The sequence below is a fragment of the Fluviicoccus keumensis genome (assembly GCF_004217445.1).
Lineage (GTDB): Bacteria > Pseudomonadota > Gammaproteobacteria > Pseudomonadales > Moraxellaceae > Fluviicoccus > Fluviicoccus keumensis.
This window is the reverse complement of record NZ_SHKX01000010.1, coordinates 934,906-954,650: the sequence shown is the minus strand read 5'-3', so window position 1 is coordinate 954,650 and position 19,745 is coordinate 934,906. Positions and strand designations below refer to the sequence as shown.

The 19,745-nt window shown below is 64.3% G+C and carries 21 protein-coding genes; 12 read left to right on the top strand and 9 right to left on the bottom strand.

From position 1 onward, the window contains the following. Nucleotides 1–376 precede the first annotated feature (376 nt). Nucleotides 377–874: a hypothetical protein gene (locus EV700_RS05385; protein WP_130411439.1), complete on the top strand. Its 498-nt coding sequence runs from the start codon at nt 377–379 to the stop codon at nt 872–874. Between the two features lie 18 nt (nt 875–892). Here EV700_RS05385 and hrpB read toward each other — a convergent pair whose 3' ends face one another. Then, on the bottom strand, nt 893–3,373 hold the full coding sequence (gene hrpB, locus EV700_RS05380; RefSeq protein ID WP_130411437.1) for an ATP-dependent helicase HrpB: 2,481 nt from the start codon (nt 3,371–3,373) through the stop codon (nt 893–895). A 288-nt stretch (nt 3,374–3,661) separates the two neighbouring features. On the opposite strand from hrpB, the gene EV700_RS05375 reads away from it, so the two are divergent. Continuing rightward, the gene (locus EV700_RS05375) at nt 3,662–3,865 is read left to right on the top strand and encodes a CTP synthetase (protein WP_130411436.1); all 204 of its coding nucleotides are present in this window, start codon (nt 3,662–3,664) and stop codon (nt 3,863–3,865) included. Nucleotides 3,866–4,041: 176 nt separating this feature from the next. Continuing rightward, a complete protein-coding gene (locus EV700_RS05370; RefSeq protein ID WP_130411434.1) occupies nt 4,042–4,695 on the top strand; it encodes an NAD(P)/FAD-dependent oxidoreductase in 654 nt (217 codons plus the stop codon). Here EV700_RS05370 and EV700_RS05365 read toward each other — a convergent pair. Beyond that, a complete protein-coding gene (locus EV700_RS05365; protein WP_130411432.1) occupies nt 4,655–4,975 on the bottom strand; it encodes a hypothetical protein in 321 nt (106 codons plus the stop codon). The two genes, EV700_RS05370 and EV700_RS05365, sit on opposite strands and share 41 nt — an antisense overlap. Nucleotides 4,976–5,238: 263 nt before the next feature. On the opposite strand from EV700_RS05365, the gene EV700_RS05360 reads away from it, so the two are divergent. The 4 genes from EV700_RS05360 (at nt 5,239) to EV700_RS05345 (ending at nt 8,105) form a co-directional block, all read left to right on the top strand. After that, nucleotides 5,239–6,627 carry a PhoH family protein gene (locus EV700_RS05360; protein WP_130411430.1) on the top strand — a complete coding sequence of 463 codons (1,389 nt, stop codon included), beginning with the start codon at nt 5,239–5,241 and terminating at the stop codon, nt 6,625–6,627. 86 nt (nt 6,628–6,713) lie between these two features. Continuing rightward, nucleotides 6,714–6,947, top strand: a complete 234-nt coding sequence (locus EV700_RS05355) for a hypothetical protein (protein WP_130411428.1) — start codon at nt 6,714–6,716, stop codon at nt 6,945–6,947. A gap of 112 nt (nt 6,948–7,059) precedes the next feature. After that, on the top strand, nt 7,060–7,458 hold the full coding sequence (locus tag EV700_RS05350) for a VOC family protein (RefSeq protein ID WP_130411427.1): 399 nt from the start codon (nt 7,060–7,062) through the stop codon (nt 7,456–7,458). Beyond that, a complete protein-coding gene (locus tag EV700_RS05345) occupies nt 7,455–8,105 on the top strand; it encodes an NAD(P)H-binding protein (protein WP_130411425.1) in 651 nt (216 codons plus the stop codon). The genes EV700_RS05350 and EV700_RS05345 overlap by 4 nt, the downstream gene beginning before the upstream one ends. A 6-nt stretch (nt 8,106–8,111) precedes the next feature. Here the strand turns inward: EV700_RS05345 and EV700_RS05340 are convergent, their stop codons facing one another. Beyond that, nucleotides 8,112–8,531: a PaaI family thioesterase gene (locus EV700_RS05340; RefSeq protein ID WP_130411423.1), complete on the bottom strand. Its 420-nt coding sequence runs from the start codon at nt 8,529–8,531 to the stop codon at nt 8,112–8,114. Nucleotides 8,532–8,671: 140 nt separating this feature from the next. Here EV700_RS05340 and EV700_RS05335 point away from each other — a divergent pair, with 140 nt between their 5' ends. Genes EV700_RS05335 through EV700_RS05325 form a run of 3 tightly spaced genes read left to right on the top strand, consistent with a single transcriptional unit; the run spans nt 8,672 to nt 9,776 of the window. After that, nucleotides 8,672–8,914 (top strand): CopG family ribbon-helix-helix protein, encoded by a 243-nt coding sequence (locus EV700_RS05335; RefSeq protein ID WP_130411421.1) that lies wholly within the window; start codon nt 8,672–8,674, stop codon nt 8,912–8,914. Next, on the top strand, nt 8,904–9,191 hold the full coding sequence (locus EV700_RS05330; protein WP_130411419.1) for a type II toxin-antitoxin system RelE/ParE family toxin: 288 nt from the start codon (nt 8,904–8,906) through the stop codon (nt 9,189–9,191). Before EV700_RS05335 ends, EV700_RS05330 begins: the two co-directional genes overlap by 11 nt. Nucleotides 9,192–9,194: 3 nt before the next feature. Next, entirely contained in the window at nt 9,195–9,776 is a 582-nt protein-coding gene (locus tag EV700_RS05325) for a hypothetical protein (RefSeq protein WP_130411417.1), read from the top strand. Between the two features lie 11 nt (nt 9,777–9,787). On the opposite strand, the gene EV700_RS05320 is transcribed toward EV700_RS05325, so the two are convergent. The 3 genes from EV700_RS05320 to EV700_RS05310 all read right to left on the bottom strand — a co-directional run bounded on the left by EV700_RS05320 (nt 9,788) and on the right by EV700_RS05310 (nt 13,685). After that, complete coding sequence (locus EV700_RS05320; protein ID WP_130411415.1) at nt 9,788–11,434, bottom strand: acyl-CoA synthetase; 1,647 nt, start codon at nt 11,432–11,434, stop codon at nt 9,788–9,790. A gap of 245 nt (nt 11,435–11,679) precedes the next feature. Beyond that, complete coding sequence (locus tag EV700_RS05315) at nt 11,680–13,371, bottom strand: cation acetate symporter (protein ID WP_130411539.1); 1,692 nt, start codon at nt 13,369–13,371, stop codon at nt 11,680–11,682. 5 nt (nt 13,372–13,376) lie between these two features. Further along, complete coding sequence (locus tag EV700_RS05310; RefSeq protein WP_130411413.1) at nt 13,377–13,685, bottom strand: DUF485 domain-containing protein; 309 nt, start codon at nt 13,683–13,685, stop codon at nt 13,377–13,379. 211 nt (nt 13,686–13,896) lie between these two features. On the opposite strand from EV700_RS05310, the gene EV700_RS05305 reads away from it, so the two are divergent. Further along, nucleotides 13,897–15,726 carry an ATP-binding protein gene (locus EV700_RS05305; RefSeq protein ID WP_130411411.1) on the top strand — a complete coding sequence of 610 codons (1,830 nt, stop codon included), beginning with the start codon at nt 13,897–13,899 and terminating at the stop codon, nt 15,724–15,726. On the opposite strand, the gene EV700_RS05300 is transcribed toward EV700_RS05305, so the two are convergent. The 3 genes from EV700_RS05300 to EV700_RS05290 all read right to left on the bottom strand — a co-directional run bounded on the left by EV700_RS05300 (nt 15,698) and on the right by EV700_RS05290 (nt 18,484). Further along, entirely contained in the window at nt 15,698–16,327 is a 630-nt protein-coding gene (locus EV700_RS05300) for an alpha-ketoglutarate-dependent dioxygenase AlkB (protein ID WP_130411409.1), read from the bottom strand. The genes EV700_RS05305 and EV700_RS05300 overlap by 29 nt on opposite strands. Nucleotides 16,328–16,329: 2 nt before the next feature. Continuing rightward, nucleotides 16,330–17,181: a bifunctional transcriptional activator/DNA repair enzyme AdaA gene (locus EV700_RS05295; protein WP_130411407.1), complete on the bottom strand. Its 852-nt coding sequence runs from the start codon at nt 17,179–17,181 to the stop codon at nt 16,330–16,332. Between the two features lie 112 nt (nt 17,182–17,293). Further along, nucleotides 17,294–18,484 (bottom strand): MFS transporter, encoded by a 1,191-nt coding sequence (locus EV700_RS05290; RefSeq protein WP_130411405.1) that lies wholly within the window; start codon nt 18,482–18,484, stop codon nt 17,294–17,296. 232 nt (nt 18,485–18,716) lie between these two features. Here EV700_RS05290 and EV700_RS05285 point away from each other — a divergent pair, with 232 nt between their 5' ends. Next, a complete protein-coding gene (locus EV700_RS05285; RefSeq protein WP_130411403.1) occupies nt 18,717–19,745 on the top strand; it encodes a 2Fe-2S iron-sulfur cluster-binding protein in 1,029 nt (342 codons plus the stop codon).

Here is a 19,745-nt window from a genome sequence, read left to right as displayed (position 1 = left end):
CAAAACCCTATCCGATGCTGACAAAACCGAGGAAGATTGCGATTGAAGAGATCCGGCGAAATGGCCACCCGAAAAAGCTTAAGTAAGTGCCATTCCCCTCAAAGCCTTATTAGATCTTATTAAGGAAAAATCAGAAACTAATCAATTTATAATTTCAACCCACTCCAATATTGTACTACAGCACCTAGGCTGTGCAGCAGATGCAATAATCTACCACGTAACATCCGATAGAACAAATCAACCCTTTACAACCGCAATCGAATACATTCCGGAATCATCAGAAGCACGCATCAACATTCTTCGGGAGCTTGGATATTCACTTTCAGATTTTGATCTTTGGGAGGGATGGCTTTTTCTTGAGGAGTCTTCTGCCGAAGTGATAATCCGAGACTACTTAATACCCTGGTTCACTCCAACGCTTTCAAGAATAAGAACTTTATCGGTGGGCGGCACAGGTAAAATGGAGCCTGCTTTTGAAGACTTCAGAAGATTAACTTTATTTACGCACCTTGAAAAGGTATACAATGATCGTACATGGGTTCGTGTTGATGGAGACCCATCAGGTTTGAACGTCATCGAAAAACTTAAATCAAGTTACAAAAGCTGGAATCAAGACCGATTCAAAACATACAAGCATCCTTACTTTGAGCACTATTACCCAACCGAATTTTCAACCCAGATTGAGGCAGTTACTAATCCAGGACAGGTATTAAAAAAGGAAAATCGAGAACTTAAAAAGAATTTATTGCTAGAAGTGAAGGCATGGCTTGATCAAGATCATAAAAGAGGAAAAGAAGCCCTCGCTGAATCCGCCCGTGAAATAATTGATGACTTAGTTCAGATTCAAAAAACCCTGTTTCACAGATCAACTTAGTAATCTCACGAAATTTTTCTAGTCTTTTTTCTTCGGATGCTTCACCCCCCGCTGCGCCACCGCCGTGAACGGATCCTCCGGCCACGGATGCTTGGGATAGCGCCCGCGCAAATCCTTGCGCACCTCGGCATAGGCATTGGCCCAGAAACTGGCCAGATCCTGCGTCACCGCCACCGGCCGCTGCGCCGGCGACAGCAGATGGATGGTCAGCGGCACCCGCCCGTTGGCCAGCCGGGGCGTTGCCATCAGTCCGAACATTTCCTGCAGCTTCACCGCCAGCACCGGACAAGGATCGGCGGTGTAATCAATGGCGATGCGCGACCCGGTCGGCACCTCCAGCTGTGTCGGCAACTCGCGCTCCAGCGCCTGTTGTTGCGGCCAGTCCAGCATCGCCGTCAGTGCTTCGTGCAGCGGGAATTTCGCCAGATGGCTGAAGCGCGTCACCCCGTCCAGCCACGGCCCCGCCCACTCACCGAAGGTTTCAGCCAGCGCCGCATCACTGACATCCGGCCACTGTTCCGGCTCCAGCCGGTGCAGCCAGCCCACCCGCGCCTGCCATTGCCGCAGACCGTCAGTCCACGGCAGCAGGCCGACCCCGGCGGCGCGCACCGCCTCCACCATCACCCGCCGCACCTGTTCCGGCGAAGCCGAGGCCAGCGGCCGGTCTTCCAGCACCAACGCGCCCAGCACGCGCTGTTCGCGCGCCTGCACCGCTTGTGAGGCGCCGTCCCAGCTGACGAATTCCTCGCGGCGGATCGCCGCGCCCAGCACGTCTTCCAGATCAGTCACGCGCACGGTCGCGGCCAGATAGATCTTCGCCTCGCGCGCCTGCCCGTCCAGATCGGCCACCACCAGCCACGGCTCGCGCGCCAGCCGGTCCTCGTCGGGCAGGAACGCGCCGCGCCCGTTGGCCAGCACATAGCGCGCCGGACCCCCCGGCCGCCGCTGCGCCACGCGGTCGGGGAAGGCCAGCGCCAGCAGCAGTCCGGCGGCTTCGGTATCGCCGCGTTCGCGGGCACCGCCGCCGCGTTCATACAAGCGGCGCGCACTTTCGCGGACCAGTTTCAGGCGGCCCCGATCGACACCGCCGCCCGCGTGTTCGCCCTGCACCAGCAGCAGCCGGTCGTGCAGGTCCGCCCCGTGGCCCTTGGGCAGCAAATCCCGTTCGGACAGTAACGCCGCGAGATCGGCGGCCAGCTCCCCCAATCCCCGTTCACGCCCGCGCAGCACCATGTGCGCCAGGCGCGGCGTCAGCCCGAGCTTGAGCATGGCGCGGCCGTGGGCGGTGATCGCGCCCTTGGCATCCAGCGCCTCCAGCCATTGCAGCAGCTGCACCGCCTGCGCCCAGGAGGCGGCGGGCGGCACATCCAGCCAGGCCATCGTCGCCGGGTCGGAGACGCCCCATTGCGCCAGTTCCAGCACGGTGTCGCAAAGGTCGGCCTGGGCGATTTCCGGGGTGGCGAAGGGCGCGAGGCGGCTATGTTCGTCTTCCCCCCACAAGCGGATGCAGACGCCCGGTCCCAGCCGCCCGGCGCGGCCCTTGCGCTGCTCGGCGTTGGCGGCGGAGAGGCGGCGCGTCACCAGCCGGGTCATGGCGCTGCCGGGGTCGTATTCCGGCGCGCGCAAGAAACCGGCGTCGATCACCACGCGCACGCCCTCGATGGTGAGGCTGGTCTCGGCGATGGCGGTGGCCAGCACCAGCTTGCGCTGTCCGGCGGGCGGCGGCGCGATGGCGAAATCCTGCGCGTCACCGGCCAGCTGGCCGTAGAGCGGGGCCAGGCGCACATCGTCGGGCAAGCCCTCTTCCAGCCGCTCGGCCAGACGACGGATTTCACCCTCGCCGGGCAGGAACACCAGCACCGAGCCGGTTTCAGTCGCCAGCGTCTGGCGGATCACCAGGGCGAGATGGTCCAGCCACGGCGTGCGGCCGGGCGGGCTATAGCGCACGTCCACCGGATGCATCTGCCCCGGACAACGCAGCACCGGGGCATCGCCGAGCAGACGGGCGATGGGCGCGGCGTCGAGGGTGGCGGACATCACCAGCACGCGCAGATCCTCGCGCAGCACCTGCTGGCATTCACGCACCAGCGCCAGCCCCAGGTCGGCCTGCAGCGAGCGTTCGTGAAATTCGTCGAAGATGACGATGCCGTAGCCGCTCAGTTCCTCATCACCTTGCAACAAGCGGCTGAGAATGCCCTCGGTCACCACCTCGATGCGGGTGGCGGCGGAGACGCGGGTGTCGAGGCGGGTGCGGTAGCCCACCGTTTTCCCCACTTCCTCGCCCAGTTGCGCGGCCATGTAGCGCGCGGCGGAACGGGCGGCCAGGCGGCGCGGTTCCAGCATCACGATTTTCTGTCCGGCCAGGAAAGGGGCGTCGAGCAGCGCCAGCGGCACGCGCGTGGTCTTGCCGGTGCCCGGCGGGGCCTGCAGCACGGCGGCGGTGGCGTCGGCCAGCGTGGTCAGCAAGGAAGGAAGGACGGCGTCGATGGGCAGGGACATGCGCGGCGGTCGGCGGCTGAAGGAAAGCGGCATTATACCCGTGCTTCCCGGCGGGCCGGCATCATGGCCGAAGCGTCCGGGTCTTGATATTTGTTAAATTTCCTTATAAATCATATGGGTAAAACCCACTCCCCGCCGACCCGTCAAACCCGACTGTTTTCGTCAAATATTTCCTTAAAAAACAACAAGAATGATTCTCCTTAAGGGTAAAAATTTAGTGCTTCACAAGTGATACAGGCGGGTGTATAACTAACTCAAAGACCTTATTTCTACTGTGGAGATTGCATCATGAACTGGCGTCTGGCTGGCATTCTGTTTGCCCTGGTTTTTGTGGTGGTGGCGGGCTCGGTGATGACCGCTGCCTTGGCGATGGGTTACACCGACAGCACCGCGATGGTGGCGACTCTGGTTCTCGGCTTCCTGGTTTCGGTGCCGGCCACCATCGTCGTGACCAAGCAACTGCAGGAATTCATCAAGACCGTGCCGCACTGAGCGGGCCTGTTTTAGCAGGGACGGGGGTGCCCTATCTCCCCTGTCCCTTTTTTCCAACCCGGCTCCTGTATGCGCCGCCGCAGCTTTCCCGGCGGCGACCATGACATCTGACACTTTTCCCGGCGCGCATCCGCGCCCACACTCGGTTCCGTCCGTCCCCGACGCCGGAGTCCGAGATGCCTGTCGCCAAACCCTCGTCAGCCGTTGTCCCCCTCAACCCGCCCGCCCTGCCGGATATCCCCGGACTGGACCGTTTTGAAGGCCGCATCCTGCACGTCGCCGCGTGGGACCCCCAATACCCGCTGGAAGGACGGCAGGCCGCGATCGTCGGCGACCTTTTCGCCTGCGTACGGTTGATTCCCGCCATCGCCCCCCGGCTGCGGCACCTGACGGTGTTCCAGCAGGCGCCGGTGTGGGTGGCGCCGCAACCCGGTCCGGTGCTGGCGGCAATGCTGCGACGAATGAAGGCGACGCCGGGAAGCCTGCTCGGGGTCTGGCAGGACCGTGTCATGGAGGAGCTGTGCAAGTGGCATCTGCGGTCGCAGATTCCCGCCGCCGCACTGCGGCAGCGACTGATGCCGGACGAGCGTTGCCGCGAACGCCGCTATGTCTTCGCCAACGATTACTACCCGGCCTTCAACCGCCGCAACGTGACGCTGATTACCGAACCGCTGGCGCGCGTCCGGCCTGGCAGCCTGGAAACGGCGCTGCAACGCCGCCATCCGGTCGACATCCTGATCATTGCGCCCGGCTACGCGGCTCCGGCCGCCATGTCAGCGGCGGCCGTCATCACGCCACATCAAACTGGCTTTCAAACTGCGTCCACTTGATGCGCAGCACCTGATGCGGCGTGCGTTGCAGGGCGGTCAGGTCCGCAGGCGCGGCATTCGGGTTTTTCGGCAACGCCAGCAACACGTCGCCATCGGCCAGATCGACGACGAAGCCCACCTTCCCGGCCACCACCGTCACCGCTTCCGGTTCGCCCTCGGCGGGCTGGTGCACCGGGGCCAGCAGCAGCGGCCGCCGGTTGCGCGCCTTGCGGCCCTTGATCACGGCGGCGCGCGGGCGGGTTTCAAACACGTAGTCGGCGGGTTTCCAGTTGTTGCTCATGGGATGTCCTGGGGGTTGGCGGAAGCACGATGATTCCCGAAGTATTGTCCCCGGCACCGGTTTCGGCAAGCGGCTTTGCGCCGCATCGCGAGGGCGGTCGATACGCCTGAAATTTTTCGTCACAGATTTGCGAGGCAGGCCCGGTTTCGTGTCTTGCCACCGTCACATTTCCTCCCTAGTCTCGAAGGGTGCCTGCCCCGGCCGGGGCGGATGGTGACCGGTCGGACAGGCCGCCCCGTCCCCTGCCAACGGTGCCCGTGATTATGGAAAATTCCCACGCTTCCCGCCGCAAAGCCTACGTCATTGATACCAACGTCCTCATCCACGACCCCAACTCCGTCCTGCAGTTCGAAGAACACCGCGTCATCATTCCCATGACCGTGCTGGAGGAACTCGACAAGCTGAAATCCGTGAAAGCCGCCGTGGCCGGCGAATGCCGCGCCGCCATCCGCCTCATCGACCGCATCCTTGGCGACGCCGAGCCGGAACAGATCCGCCAGGGCGTGCCGATCTTCCGCGAGGCCGAACGCACGCACCTGGGCACGCTGTCGGTGCTGATGGACACCCACGACATGCCCACCAAGGAGCCGCTGTCGAACGAGCTGAACGACAACAAGATCATCAACCAGCTGGTGGCGCTGCAGGCGGGCGACATCAACACCAAGGTGGTGCTGGTGACCAAGGACATCAACATGCGGCTGAAGGCGCGCGCCTGCGGGCTGGCCGCCGAGGACTACCACAACGACCAGCTGGTGTCGGACATCAAGCAGCTGTCCAGCGGCTGCCTGGAAATCGAGGGCTCGTTCTGGAGCCGGGTCAAGGCGGTGGACACCCTGCACCGTCACGGCGAGGTGCTGCATTTCGTACCGCGCGAATACTTCACCGAGCCGCTGTTCCTGAACCAGTTCGTGATTGACGACGAAGGCTTCACCGGCATGGTGCGCGAAGTGACCGGCGAGAACGTGGTGCTGGCCGACCTGAAACGCGACACGCTGATGCACCGCCAGGCCTGGGGGCTGCGGCCGCGCAACCTGCATCAGGCGCTGGCGCTGCACCTGCTGATGGATCCTTTCGTGCATCTGGTGTCGCTGACCGGCGCGGCCGGTTCCGGCAAGACCATCCTGGCGCTGGCCGCCGCCATTGAAATGACCGTGGTCGGCAAGCGTTTCAACAAGATCATCGCCACCCGCTCCACGCCGCCGCTGGCGGAGGAGCACGGCTTCCTGCCCGGCACCGAGGAGGAGAAGATGGACCCGTGGCTGGGGGCGATCAGCGACAACATCGAGGCGCTGCATCTGGACGACCACAGTCCGTCCGGTTCCATCCAGTATGTGAAGGAGAAGGCGAACATCCAGTTCAAGGCGCTGAACTATATTCGCGGGCGCAGTTTCCAGAAATCGTTGATCCTGATTGATGAATGCCAGAACCTGACGCCGTACCAGATGAAGGCGATCATTACGCGGGCGGGGGAAGGGTCGAAGGTGGTGTGTTTGGGCAATCTGGCGCAGATTGATACGCCGTGGCTGTCGGCGACCAGTTCGGGGCTGACGTACATGTGCGAGCGCTTCAAGGGCTTCCGGCATGGCGGGCACATGCGGCTGCAGGGGGTGCCGAGGTCGGTGCTGGCGGAGTATGCGGAGGCGAACCTTTAAACGGGCAATGACCGGGGCGGGAGCGCATTGCTCCCGCTCCCCGGAACTGCTAGCGTGGACTTTCCCCAGCTTCCGGAGCCCGGCTCGTGTTCCCCACCCTTGCGCTGCTCATCGGCAGCTTCGCCGTGATCCTGATTGCCGCCCGGCTGCTGACCACCCCGGCCGCCCCCGCCGTCCGCAATGTCACCTGCCCCCGCTGCCAGATCACGCAGATCGCCCTGCGCAAACCGGCCAATGCGCGCCAATGGCTGTGGGGCGGCTACACCTGTCCCGGCTGCGGACTGGAAATGGATCGCTGGGGAAAACCGCTCAAGTCCTGAGGTGCGGCGGCCGCACTCGCCCGTCCGGCGGAATTCCGTGGCGGCCCCTTGGCATCCTCCGGCGGATGAACTATCACTACATCACCCCCATCCCGGATCAAGGAACCGAACCATGACCCCCTACCTCACCTACAACGGCAATTGCCGTGAAGCCATGCAGTTCTACTGCGACCGCTTGGGCGCGACGCTGCAGATGATGATGCGCATTGGCGACGCGCCGATGGCCGACCAGATTCCCGCCGACCAGCACGACCGCATCATGCATGCCCGCATCCAGCTGAACGGGCTGGTGCTGATGGCCTCGGACGCCATGTCCGGCTTTCCCTGGGAGGGCCACAAGGGCTTCTCGCTGTCGCTGAACCCCACCGACCCCGCCGAGGCCGAGCGCCTGTTCGCGGCGCTGGCCGATGGCGGCACCGTCACCATGCCGCTGGAAAAGACCTTCTGGGCGCGACTTTTCGGCACCGTCACCGACCGCTTCGGCGTGCCCTGGATGGTGAATTGCGAATGAAGACTTCCGGACAAGGTTTCAGCCTGCTGCTGGCCGGCAGCACCGGCGTGGTGGGGCAGGAAGTGCTGCGTCTCGCGCTGGCCGACCCGCGCGTGACACGCGTGGTGGCGCCCACCCGCCGTCCGCTGCCGCCGCATCCTAAGCTGGAAAATCCGGTGGTGGACTTCGGCGCCCTGCCCGCCGACGCGCCGTGGTGGCACGTCGACGCCGTGGTCTGCACGCTGGGCACCACCATCAAGGTGGCGGGCTCACAGGCCGCCTTCGCCGCTATCGACCGTGACCTGGCCATCCGCATGGCGACGCTGGCGCGTCAGGCCGGAGCCGCGCGCTTCGGCCTGAATTCCTCACTGGGGGCCAGCCCCTCCGGCAATTTCTACCTGAAGACCAAGGCGGAAGCCGAGGCCGGTATCCGGGCGCTGGGCTATGCCAGTTACACCATCGTCCGCCCTTCGCTGATTGACGCCAAGCGCGGCGAGTCGCGGCTGGGCGAGGAAATCGGGCTGGTGGCGATGGGCCTGTTCAAGCCGCTGGTGCCAAAGCGCTACCGGGCGGTGAAGCCGGAGGCGATCGCCCGGGCGCTGCTGGAAGGCGTGCTGGCCGGGCGGCCGGGCGAGGACATCGTCGAGTCGGAACGGCTGCAGGGCTGAACCGTCTCAGCCCTTGGGAAAGAGGATCATCTGCGTGCAGCGGAACAGGGCGATGGTCTTGCTGCTGGCGGCATCCGTCACCACGGAATCCCAGACCTGGGTGGTGCGCCCCGCGTGCACGGCCGTGGCGACGCAGCGGATGGTGCCCTCGCGGGCGGTGCCGAGGAAATTCGATTTCAGCTCGATGGTGGTGAAGCTGACCGCGCCCGGCGGCAGGCTGGCCATGCAGCCGTAACCGGCGGCGGAGTCGGCCAGGGTGATGACGGTTCCGGCGTGCAGGTAGCCGTTGGGGGCCAAGTGATGCGGCCGGATGTCGAGTTCGGCCTCCAGGCGCTTGTCGCCGACGGCGGTGACGCGCAGGCCGAGGTAGCCGGGCAGGCAGCCTTCGGCCTGACGGTTGAAGGCGGAAAGGTCGGGGGTGGTCATGGCGGAGGCTCCGGGTGGGGGATTCCGCCATAGTAGGTTCTTAAATGGAACTAATCAACCGGAAGCGATGAACCGGATGGTCGTGGTCAAACCCTCGTGCTACGATGTATTACAACGTAATACACTTTCAGGGGTGCCGCATGTCCACCACCATTTCCATGCGCGTTGATGACGAACTGGTGCATCAACTCGATCTGCTGGCGACTTCCATGGGTCGCAGCCGCAGCTATGTCGTCAGCGAGGCCATTCAGGCCTATGTCCGCGAACAGGCCTGGCAGGTGAAGGAGATCCAGGAAGCCTTGCGCGAAGCCGACGCCGGTGACTTTGCCGATGCGGCGGAGGTCAATGCGGTTTTGAGCAAGTGGAGTGCTCATGCGGGTTAAGTGGCTGCGGACGGCGCTGTGGAATCTGGATGAAGCGGCGGCATGGATTGCCCGGGATGACCCCAAGGCGGCGGCCGGGTTTGTCGCAGCTGTTCAGGAAACGGTGGGAAGGTTGGCGGAGTATCCGGCCATGGGGAAGGCGGGCCGGGTGGAGGGGGTGCGGGAAATGCCGGTTACGGGTTATCCGTATCTCATTCCTTACCGGGTCGTCGGTGAGGAACTACAGGTGTTGCGGGTGTTTCATGTGCGGCGGCAGAGGCCGGAGGAATGGGTGTAAGAAATGGATATCAAACAGCTGACGGACATCGTGTACGAAGATCTGAATCCAGTGATTACAAAGGTCTGTTTCGCTGCAGAACATAATATTGCCCTCACGCTGGAATGCGATGACTGGCAAGGAGGCGCTGATCGGAGAAAATTCTTGCTCCTCTGTGATTTAGTTCGAGAGTCCACGATCACGGTTGGGGATGCAGGATATTTGGATTTCTGTGATGACCATCCTGTCTTACAGGGTCATAAGGGACCGCAGGGAGAACTGTATTTCTCATCAGCCCCAGTGTTTCCTGAATCAGTCTTTTTCAAAGCCCATGATATTCTTGGGAAATATCTCAAAGACTGGCTTGATCCCAGTACCTTTCTGAACGGATCTCCAGAGAACCTCAAGAAGTACCTGCTGAGTGGTAATGGACTGTTGGCTCGGGGCCCCTTCGGACCCCTTGAGGCCCTTGCCAAAGGATTAAGCAACGAATTGAGGCTTAACCTCGTACCAACCGTGACACTCCATGAGGCCTGGAAAGCCCTGATCATTGATTCATCATGGATGATCTGCAAGACGGTTCATGTTCAAGAAATCAATGATTGAACGGGTGAAACTCACACATCAATCGCCGCCGCCGACCCCGCCTTCTTCCTTAACTCGAACTTCTGGATCTTCCCCGTCGACGTCTTCGGCAACTCCCCGAATTCCACCGCGCGCGGCACCTTGAACCCCGGCAAATGCTTGCGGCAATGATCGACGATCTCCGCCGCCGTCACGCTCGCCCCGGCCTTCAGCTCAATGAACGCGCACGGCGTCTCGCCCCACTTCGGATCGGGCCGCGCCACCACCGCCGCCGCCATCACCGCCGGATGCCGGTACAGCACATCCTCCACCTCGATCGAGGAAATGTTCTCACCGCCGGATATGATGATGTCCTTGTTGCGGTCCTTGATCTTCACGTAACCGTCCGGATGCAGCACCGCCAGGTCGCCGGTGTGGAACCAGCCGCCGGCAAAGGCCGCCTCGGTGGCGGAGGGATTCTTCAGGTAGCCCTTCATGGTGATGTTGCCGCGGAACATCACCTCGCCCATGGTCTCGCCATCGGCGGGCACCGGCTGCATCGTCTCCGGGTCCAGCACCGTCATGCCGCGTTGCAGGTGGTAATGCACGCCCTGGCGCGCGTTCAGGCGGGCGCGTTCGCCCACGTCCAGTTCATCCCATTCCGCATGCTTGACGCACACCGCCGCCGGACCATAGACCTCGGTCAAGCCGTAGGTGTGGGTGATCTCGAAACCCATCTGCTCCATGCCCTCGATCAGCGCGGCGGGGGGCGCGGCCCCGGCCACCATCGCCTTCACCGGATGGTTGATGCCCGCCTTAATGCTGTCGGGCGAGTTCACCAGCAGGTTGTGCACAATCGGCGCGCCGCAGTAATGCGTCACCTGCTCGGCGCGGATCAGGTCGAAGATCACCTGCGGGTCCACCTTGCGCAGGCAGACGTTGACCCCGGCGCGGGCGGCAATCGTCCACGGGAAGCACCAGCCGTTGCAGTGGAACAGCGGCAGCGTCCACAGGTAGACAGCGTGCTTGGGCAGGTCCCATTCCAGGATGTTGGAAATGGCGTTCAGCGCCGCGCCGCGATGGTGGTAGACCACGCCCTTGGGATTGCCGGTGGTGCCAGAGGTGTAGTTGAGGCTGATGGCGTCCCACTCGTCGGCGGGGAAATGCCAGTCGTAAGCGGCGTCGCCCTGCTGAAGGAAGGCCTCGTACTCGATGCTGCCGATGGCCTCGCCCGCGCCGGTGTAGAGCGGATCATCCACGTCGATCACCAGCATCGGGTGCTGGCGCTCCCGCGGGGCCACCGCCTGCTTCATCACCGCGCTGAATTCGCGGTCGACAATCACCGCCTTGGCTTCGCCGTGGTCGAGCATGAAGGCGATGGTTTCGGCGTCGAGGCGGGTGTTGAGCGTGTTCAGGATGGCGCCGGTCATCGGCACGCCGAAATGCGCTTCCACCATGGCGGGAATGTTGGGCAGCATCACCGCCACCGTATCGCCCTTGCCGATGCCGTGCTTCGCCAGCGCCGAGGCCAGGCGGCGGCAACGGGCGTAGGTTTCCGCCCAGTTGCGGCGGACGTCGCCATGCACCACCGCCAGCCGGTCGGGGTACACCGCCGCCGCCCGCTCGATGTAGGACAGCGGGGTCATGGCGTTGAAGTTGGCGTCGTTGCGGGGCAGGTCGCGGTCGTAGATGTTGGCCATGATGGGTTTCTCCTTGGGAATTTTTATGGGTTTGTTTGGGGGATAGGTTTATCAGATATTCCGTCGATGGCGGAAGGAATTACGCCCTCCTGTGGAACAGGGGGGCTGCCCGCAGGGCTGGGGGGTAACGGCGGTACGCTGAACACGACTCCTGTAACTAACCCCGTGTTCTGGCGACTTTCCGCAACCCCCCCGGCCCCTGCGGGCCTCCCCCCTACTGCGTAGGAGGGAATGACCAGTGGCCCTCAATGCTTGTGCGCCCCGTCCGCCCCGATGCCGGTCATCGAGCGGATGAACTGCGCGTCGAACAGATCGCGTTCCTGCTGCGCCCGCTTGCTGTTGTCGGTGATGGAGAAGAACCAGCAGCAGAAGAAGGAGAGCATCATCGAGAACATCGCCGGGTTCTGGTAGGGAATCGGCGCTTCGGTGCCGAAGTGGAAGGTTTCCACCCACACCGCCTTGGTCAGGCAGATCAGCGCCACCGAGGACACCATGCCCAGCACGCCGCCCGCCACCGCGCCGCGCGTGGTCAGCTTGCTCCAGAACATCGACATGATCAGCACCGGGAAGTTGGCGGAGGCGGCAACGGCGAAGGCCAGGCCGACCATGAAGGCCACGTTCTGCTTCTCGAAGATGATGCCGAGGATCATGGCGAACACCGCCAGGCCGATGGTGGCGAAGCGCGAGACCTTCATTTCCATCTTTTCAGTGCTGCGGCCGTGGGCTATAACGTTGGCGTAGAGGTCATGCGACAGCGCCGACGCGCCGGAGAGCGTCAGCCCGGCCACCACCGCTAGGATGGTGGCGAAGGCGACGGCGGAGATAAAGCCGAGGAACAGGTCGCCGCCCAGCGCATGCGACAGGTGCACCGCCGCCATGTTGCCGCCGCCGCGTAGCTCCAGTTTGCCGGTCACGGCCATCTTGGCGGCGTCCAGGTATTGCGGGTTTTGCGCCACGAACAGGATGGCGCCGAAGCCGATGATGAAGGTGAGCAGGTAGAAGTAACCGATGAAACCGGTAGCCACGAACACCGACTTGCGGGCTTCCTTGGCGTTGTTGACGGTGAAGAAGCGCATCAGGATGTGCGGCAGGCCGGCGGTGCCGAACATCAGCGCCAGGCCCAGCGAGATTGCATCCACCGGACTCTTGAACAGCGTGCCGGGACCCATGATCTTCAGGCCATCCGTCTTGTTCACTTCGCCATAGACGCGCACCGCTTCGCCGAACATCTTGTCGAAGCTGAAATCGAAGTGGTACAGCACCATGAAGGCCATGAACGACGCGCCGCCCAGCAGCATCACCGCCTTGATGATCTGCACCCAGGTGGTGGCCAGCATGCCGCCGAACAGCACGTAGGCCATCATCAGCGCGCCGACAATCAGCACGGCGGTGTTGTAGCTGAGGCCGAACAGCAGCTTGATCAGCTGCCCTGCCCCGACCATCTGCGCGATAAGGTAGAAGGACACCACCACCAGCGTGTTGATCGCGGCCATGGTGCGCACCGGCGTGCGGGCCAGACGGAAGGAAGCGACATCGGCGAAGGTGTATTTGCCCAGGTTGCGCAGGCGCTCGGCCACCAGGAACAGCATGATCGGCCAGCCGACCAGCCAGCCGATGGAGTACAACAGGCCGTCATAGCCCTTACTGAACACCATCGCGGAAATGCCGAGGAAGGAGGCCGCCGACATGAAGTCACCGGCAATCGCCAGGCCGTTCTTGAAACCGGAAATGCCGCCGCCCGCCGTGTAGAAGTCCGAGCTGGACTTCATGTGGCCGGACGCCCATTTGGTAATGCCCAGCGTCAGCCCGACAAAGACCACGAACATGCCGATGGCGGTCCAGTTGGTGGCCTGCTGCACGGTCTGGCCGAGGTCGCCGCCCGCCGCCAGCGCCGAGCCGCTGAGGAAAGTCAGGAGCAAGGCGCCCCATTTCGACATGGAATTCATAGTTTCACCTCGTCGCGCAGCAGCTTGTTGAGGGCGTCCAGTTCGCCGTTGGCGCGCCAGACATAGATGCCGCAGAGGATGAAGGCGCTGAGGATGACGAAGATGCCCAGCGGGATGCCGATGGTGGTGACACCGCCCGACAGCGATTCGTGCAACAGCTTGGGCTCGAAAGTCACGAGGAGGATGTAGCCGAAATAGATCACCCACATCAGGGCCGCGAGGCTCCAGCTGAGGACGCGCTTCTTGTGCACCAGTTCCTTGAAGTGCGGGTGGTCGAGGATGTCCTGTATCTGGTCTGGTTTCATGGTCTGTTCTTCTAGTTGTGGCCAGCTAGCCGGTAAGGAGTAACGTCGCGCTTGCCGGCGACGCGGGGACTTCTGATGATGAAAAACTAGCAGGCGGGAAGCCGCTTGGCTCTTAGACCTTGGTCGAGGCGGGACGGACGGCGGGGAATTGCCCCCCACCGCGCCTTCTGTCAGACTGACCCTTAGAATAAGAATGACATGGAGGACGCGGATGCCGCGCACACCGCCCCCGGAACCCGAACCTGCCGACACGCCGCTGACCGCGCGTGACTTCGCGGAAAGCGAACAGCGCCGCCGTCTGGATTACCTGCTCAAGGTGGGCGGCAGCGTCTGCCTGCTGATGGCCGCCATCATGGGCTCGTTTGTCTCGCCCGGCCTGGGCCTGCTGAACGCGGTGGGCGGCGTCTGCCTGTTCGCCTGCCTGCGCTGGGCGCTGGCCGGACCGGGCACCGGCCGCATCGAGGCGGGGCTCAACCTGGCCGCCGGGCTGATCACGCCCGTGATCCTGACCAACGCCTGGCTGACCGGGCAAAGCCAGTCCTTCATCATGGCCTTCATGCCCACCATCCCGCTGGTGGTGATCCTCATCTGCGGCCAGCGCTTGGGTGCGATGTGGATGGGCATCGCCGCCGCCGCCGCCATCGGCATGGGTGTCGCCACCGACCTGCTGCCCGCGCATCCTGTCGACCTGCCGTCCACTGTCATCCTGGTGCTGATCCAGCTGGCGCAGATCGCGGTGTTTTCCACCTACAGCTTCGCGGTGCGCCGCTCCACCGAGATCCACATCGAATCGCTGGACAGCGCCAACCGCCTGCTGACGCGGCAGAAACAGGTGATTGAAGAGCAGGCAGCCGCCCTCGCCCGCAGCCTGGCGACGGTGCAGGCGGCCAGCCAGGCCAAGTCCGACTTCCTCGCCACCATCAGCCACGAAATCCGCACCCCGCTAAGCGGCGTCATCGGCCTCAACAACCTGTTGCTGGATACGGAGCTGACCGACGAGCAGCGCCACTTCATCGAGCTGGCGGAACAGTCCGGGGAAACGCTGCTGCGCCTGATCAACGACCTGCTGGACGTGTCGAAGATCGAGGCCGGACGGCTGGAGCTGGAACACCTGCCCTTTGACGCGCGCGGCCTGATGGACGACGTGCTGCGGCTGACGCATGTGCAGACCCGGCAGAAGGGCCTGGGCCTGCGCGACGAAATTGAAATTCCGCAACAGCTCAGCGGCGACGCCGCCCGGCTGCGTCAGATCCTGACCAACCTGCTCGGCAACGCCGTCAAGTTCACGGCGCAGGGCGAAATCACGCTGCGCTGCCGCGTGCTGGAATCCCTGACAGACACGGTCTGGTTGCGTTTCGAGGTCAGCGACACCGGCATCGGCATCGCGCCGGAAATCCAGGCGCGGCTGTTCGAACCCTTCACCCAGGCCGACAGCTCCACCACCCGCCGCTTTGGCGGCACCGGGCTGGGACTGGCCATCAGCCGCTCGCTGACGGAGCTGATGCAGGGTCGCATCGGTCTGGACAGCGCCCCGGGCCGGGGCAGCACCTTCTGGGTGGAACTGCCGTTCGGACGGGTGGACAGCGGCGTTCAGGCCGCCAGCCGGAACAGCGGCGCCCCGGCAAGGCCGCCCGCGGATCACGGACAACCGCTGGTGCTGCTGGTGGAAGATCACGCCGTCAACCAGTTCATCACCCTGCACATGCTGCAACAGCTGGGCTGCCGGGTGGAGACGGCCGTCAACGGCCAGGCGGCGCTGGATGCGGTTCGCCACCATGCCTTCGATATCGTCTTCATGGATTGCCAGATGCCGGTGATGGACGGCCTGACCGCCACCTGCGCCATCCGCGCCACGGAAGCGCCCGGCGAACACCTGCCGATCGTGGCGCTGACCGCGCAAGCGATTACCGGCGACCGCGAACAGTGCCTGGCGGCGGGCATGGACGATTATCTGGCGAAACCGGTAACGGCGGAGGAGTTGCAGGCGGTGCTGGCGCGCTGGCTGAAACCGCTCAGCCCGCCTTCCGGAACGTCAGGTTGAAGCGGAATTCCCCGCATACCGGATGCCGTCCCGGCGGCACCGGCCGCACCGCATGAAAGCCCAGCCGCGCCGACCGCCCCCACACCAGCACATCGCCATCCTGCACCGGCAGGTCGCGGCCGCGCCCTTCCGGCCGGTCACCCCACCAGGCAAAGCGCGTCGGCAGCCCCAGCAACACCGAGACGATCGGCTGGCTGAAGTCCTGCTCGCTGTCGTCGTTGTGCCGTCCCATACCCACCCCGACCGCATAGCGGTTGACCAGACAGGCGTCCGGCACATAGTCGGCATAACCGGCCAGCGCCGCCGCCTCGCGGGCCAGCGCCAGCCACGCCGCCGGGATCGGCGGCCACGGCCTGCCGGTCTCAGGATCGACGGTGCGGTAGGCGTAACCGCGGGCGCTGCTGGTCCAGCCCAAGGCGCCGCAGTTGGTCATGGCGGCGGCGACCGGGTGACCCATGCGGGTCATCATGTGGCGGAAGGGCGCGACGGCGGCCACGGCGCACAGGTCCGCCCACAGCGCGGCGGCCGAGGTGAATTGCGGCAGCAGCCAGACTTCCGGCTGCACCGCTTCGGGCTGGAGCAGAAAGGAATCCTGACGCATGGCTAAGGCTCCACTCCCGCCATGCCCGCCTCCCGGGCGATCATCGCCTGCTTGCGCTCGCCGCCCCAACGGTAGCGGCTGAACTCGCCGCTGGCGCGGATGACGCGGTGGCAGGGAATCAGGTAGCCGATGCTGTTGCGCGCGATCGCCGAGGCCACCGCCCGCGTCGCCGCCGGTTCGCCCAGCCCGGCGGCCACGTCCTGATAACTGCGGATTTCGCCGCTGGGAATGGCCAGCAAGGCTTCCCATACCTTCAGCTGGAAGGCGCTGCCGCGCAGCAGCAGCTTCAGCGGCTGCTCCCGCTCGCCTTGGGCGGGAAAGGCCAGAGCCGCCGTCGCCGCCACGGCGGCGTCATCCCGCTCCAATACGGCGAAGGGCCACTCCGCACGCAGTTCCGCTTCCAGCGCCGCGAATTCCCCGGCGCGGTCGAAAAAGGCCAGCTTGCAGACGCCGCGCCCGGTTTCGGCCAGCAGGCAGTCGCCAAAGGGCGAGGCCGCCGCGCCGTAGCGGATGTGCAGGCCGCGACCGCCCTGCCGGTATTCGCCGGGGGTCATGCCCTCGCAATGCAGCATCAGGTCGTGCAGGCGGCCCGGCCCCGACAGGCCCGCCGACAGCGCCGCGTCCAGCACCGGCTCGCGGCGCAGGCGCTGCTTGGCGTTTTCCTTGGTCAGGTATTGCAGGTACTGCTTCGGCGACACCCCGGCCCACTCGCTGAACAGCCGTTGCAGGTGGAACTCGCTGAGACCGACATGACGGGCGATGTCGGCCAGCGCCGGTTGCCGCCGCCGGTGGTCATCCAGATAGCGGATGGCCTCGGCGACGACGGTGTAGGGGCGGCTGTCGGGAAGGGTCATGGCGGGTCGGTCCGGCGGTGGAGTACAGGAACAGGGTGGCGCAGCAGGCATCGTCCGGCAACCCGGTTCTTGCGCATGCAGACGTTGTACACCGGAACGCACCCGCGCCCGACTAGACAGCGATACCGCGATCCGGCCGCAGCACCCGGAAAGCCCCGAACGCCGCCAGCGCCAGCGCCGCCGCCAGCCCGAAGGCCGCCGCCGGATGCAGCAGCCACAGCGCCCCGGCCACGAGTGAGGCGGGCAGGTACAACACGCCGGTGACGAAGTTGTACAGGCCGATCGCCGAGGCGCGGCGCTCGTGTTCCAGATCGGCGATGAAGGCCTTGGCCTGCGCCTCGTCAATAGCGTAGAACACCCCGAACAGCACGAACAGCGCGATCACTTCCCCCTGGGTGCTGGCAAAGGCAAAGCCCAGGCACATCACGGCATAGGTCAGATAGCCCGCCTGGATCATGCGCGGCCGCCCCACCCGGTCGCTGAGCTTGCCGATCAGCGGCGCGGCTATCACGCAGGCAATGTTGAACAGGGCGTAAAGCAGCACGATGTCCTTCACCGCGAAACCGACGCTGTAGGCGCGCAGCAGCAGGAAGCTGAAGCTGAAATAGGCCAGCGAGAAAATGCCGGAACCGAGCAGATAGCGCTTGAAGGCGGGACTGAGCGTCCCCCAGGCGGCAAACAGCGGCTCGCGTTCATGCGGCGTGCCCGGCTTTTCCTCCACCCGCGCCAGTACCAGCACGCTCAGCACCGCCGGCACCAGCGCCACCGCGAACAGGATCTGGTAGGTGGACACGCCTTCCCCCAGCCACGACAACAGCGCCCAAGCCAGCAACGGCCCCAGCACCGCCCCGGACTTGTCCAGCGCCTTGTGCACGCCGAAGGCGTAACCGCGATTGCCCCGCGCCGCCACCGCCGCCAGCCAGGCGTCGCGCGGCGGCCCGCGAAAGCTTTTCCCCAGCCGCTCAATGACGCGGAAAACCGCCAGCCCGGTAATCGAGCTGCTGACCAGCAGGATCACCTTCGCCAGCGTCGAGAAGCCGTAACCGGCCAGCGTGAAGATCTTGCGCTGACCGGTGCGGTCGCTGAGCCGTCCGGACAGGTAATTCAGCGACGAGGCGGACAGGTCGGCCAGGCCTTCGATCAGGCCGAGCAGCGCCGCCGAGGCCCCGGCGACGGTGGTGAAGAAAATGGCGAACACCGAGAAGATGATCTCGGAACTGAGGTCGGTGAGGAAACTGACCAGACCGAGTTTGAGGATGTCGGGATGCAGCGCGGGCTTGTCGTCTTCGCGGGCTGTCGGCATGACAATTCCTGACGGGTGGAAAGGGGGAATTTCTTGAGTCTACGCCATCCGCCGCCGTCGGCCCGCAAGAATTGCGTCGGGAACCCGCCGATTATCCCGTTTATGGAAGAGACTTTCCCATAATCCGGTATTTATCCAATCTGGTACGAGCGTCTAAGGTAGACCTACTCCGGACAGGGCCATTGCCGCCCGCATCCGGTCCACAGGCATACCGTCCACCGGGAGTCCGCTTATGTTCGGTTGGGGCAAGCGCAGTCAGGAGCACAAGCTCGTCATCGGCGAACAGCCGCCGGTGGCGCTGGCGAAAAACGAAACCGTGCTCAACGGCGCGCTGCGGCACGGCATCGCCTTTCCGCACAGCTGCAAGGTCGGCGGTTGCGCCGCCTGCAAGTGCAAGCTGGTGTCCGGCCAGGTGCGCGAACTCACGGACAAATCCTACCTGCTGTCGAAAGAGGAAATCCGTGACAACTTCATCCTCGGCTGCCAGAGCATCCCGCTGTCGGACGTGACGGTGGAACTGCCGGTGAACCCGCTGGCCAACCAGCACACCACCGGCACCCTCACCCGGCAGGTGATGCTGACCCACGACATCGCCGAGGTCTTCCTGACGCTGGACGATCCCGTCCGCTACCTGCCCGGCCAGCACGCCTCGCTGCGGCCGCTGCAGGGCGACATTCCCGCCCGTTGCTATTCCTTCGCCCATCGCTGCCACGAGGACGGCAACCGCGAGATTTCCTTCTTCGTGCGCCGGGTGCCGAACGGCAGCTTCTCCAACTGGCTGCTCGATCCCGCGTCGCGGGATCAGCGCATCGCGGTGGAAGCCAGCCTCGGTGATTTCCACCTGCGTCCGGGCAACAGCGCACTGGTCTGCATGGCGGGCGGCAGCGGCCTGTCGCCGCTGATCTCCCTGCTGGAAGGAGCCTGCGATACCGACGCCATCAACCGGCCGGTGTTCCTGCTGATGGGGGCGCGCCGCCAGCGCGACCTTTACTACACCGACGAAATCCGCGCCCTGCAGCAACGCTGGCGCGCGACTTTCGCCTTCATTCCCGTGTTGTCGGAAGAACCGGCGGACAGCGACTGGCGCGGCCTGCGCGGCTGGGTCACCGAGGCGCTGACGCCGGAGATGGCCCGCAACGCCCAGGGCTACCTGTGCGGGCCGCCACCGATGATCGACGTGGCCATCGAGCGCCTGACCGCACTCGGCATGGACCGCGACGCCGTGTTCTTCGACAAATTCTCCGATCAAACCGCGAGGTGA

Excerpts from the sequence above, each read along its gene's own strand:
- hrpB (WP_130411437.1), bottom strand. The coding sequence starts at position 3,373 with ATGTCCCTGCCCATCGACGCCGTCCTTCCTTCCTTGCTGACCACGCTG.
- EV700_RS05375 (WP_130411436.1), top strand. The coding sequence starts at position 3,662 with ATGAACTGGCGTCTGGCTGGCATTCTGTTTGCCCTGGTTTTTGTGGTG.
- EV700_RS05370 (WP_130411434.1), top strand. The coding sequence starts at position 4,042 with ATGCCTGTCGCCAAACCCTCGTCAGCCGTTGTCCCCCTCAACCCGCCC.
- EV700_RS05365 (WP_130411432.1), bottom strand. The coding sequence starts at position 4,975 with ATGAGCAACAACTGGAAACCCGCCGACTACGTGTTTGAAACCCGCCCG.
- EV700_RS05360 (WP_130411430.1), top strand. The coding sequence starts at position 5,239 with ATGGAAAATTCCCACGCTTCCCGCCGCAAAGCCTACGTCATTGATACC.
- EV700_RS05350 (WP_130411427.1), top strand. The coding sequence starts at position 7,060 with ATGACCCCCTACCTCACCTACAACGGCAATTGCCGTGAAGCCATGCAG.
- EV700_RS05345 (WP_130411425.1), top strand. The coding sequence starts at position 7,455 with ATGAAGACTTCCGGACAAGGTTTCAGCCTGCTGCTGGCCGGCAGCACC.
- EV700_RS05340 (WP_130411423.1), bottom strand. The coding sequence starts at position 8,531 with ATGACCACCCCCGACCTTTCCGCCTTCAACCGTCAGGCCGAAGGCTGC.
- EV700_RS05335 (WP_130411421.1), top strand. The coding sequence starts at position 8,672 with ATGTCCACCACCATTTCCATGCGCGTTGATGACGAACTGGTGCATCAA.
- EV700_RS05330 (WP_130411419.1), top strand. The coding sequence starts at position 8,904 with ATGCGGGTTAAGTGGCTGCGGACGGCGCTGTGGAATCTGGATGAAGCG.
- EV700_RS05325 (WP_130411417.1), top strand. The coding sequence starts at position 9,195 with ATGGATATCAAACAGCTGACGGACATCGTGTACGAAGATCTGAATCCA.
- EV700_RS05320 (WP_130411415.1), bottom strand. The coding sequence starts at position 11,434 with ATGGCCAACATCTACGACCGCGACCTGCCCCGCAACGACGCCAACTTC.
- EV700_RS05315 (WP_130411539.1), bottom strand. The coding sequence starts at position 13,371 with ATGTCGAAATGGGGCGCCTTGCTCCTGACTTTCCTCAGCGGCTCGGCG.
- EV700_RS05310 (WP_130411413.1), bottom strand. The coding sequence starts at position 13,685 with ATGAAACCAGACCAGATACAGGACATCCTCGACCACCCGCACTTCAAG.
- EV700_RS05305 (WP_130411411.1), top strand. The coding sequence starts at position 13,897 with ATGCCGCGCACACCGCCCCCGGAACCCGAACCTGCCGACACGCCGCTG.
- EV700_RS05300 (WP_130411409.1), bottom strand. The coding sequence starts at position 16,327 with ATGCGTCAGGATTCCTTTCTGCTCCAGCCCGAAGCGGTGCAGCCGGAA.
- EV700_RS05295 (WP_130411407.1), bottom strand. The coding sequence starts at position 17,181 with ATGACCCTTCCCGACAGCCGCCCCTACACCGTCGTCGCCGAGGCCATC.
- EV700_RS05290 (WP_130411405.1), bottom strand. The coding sequence starts at position 18,484 with ATGCCGACAGCCCGCGAAGACGACAAGCCCGCGCTGCATCCCGACATC.
- EV700_RS05285 (WP_130411403.1), top strand. The coding sequence starts at position 18,717 with ATGTTCGGTTGGGGCAAGCGCAGTCAGGAGCACAAGCTCGTCATCGGC.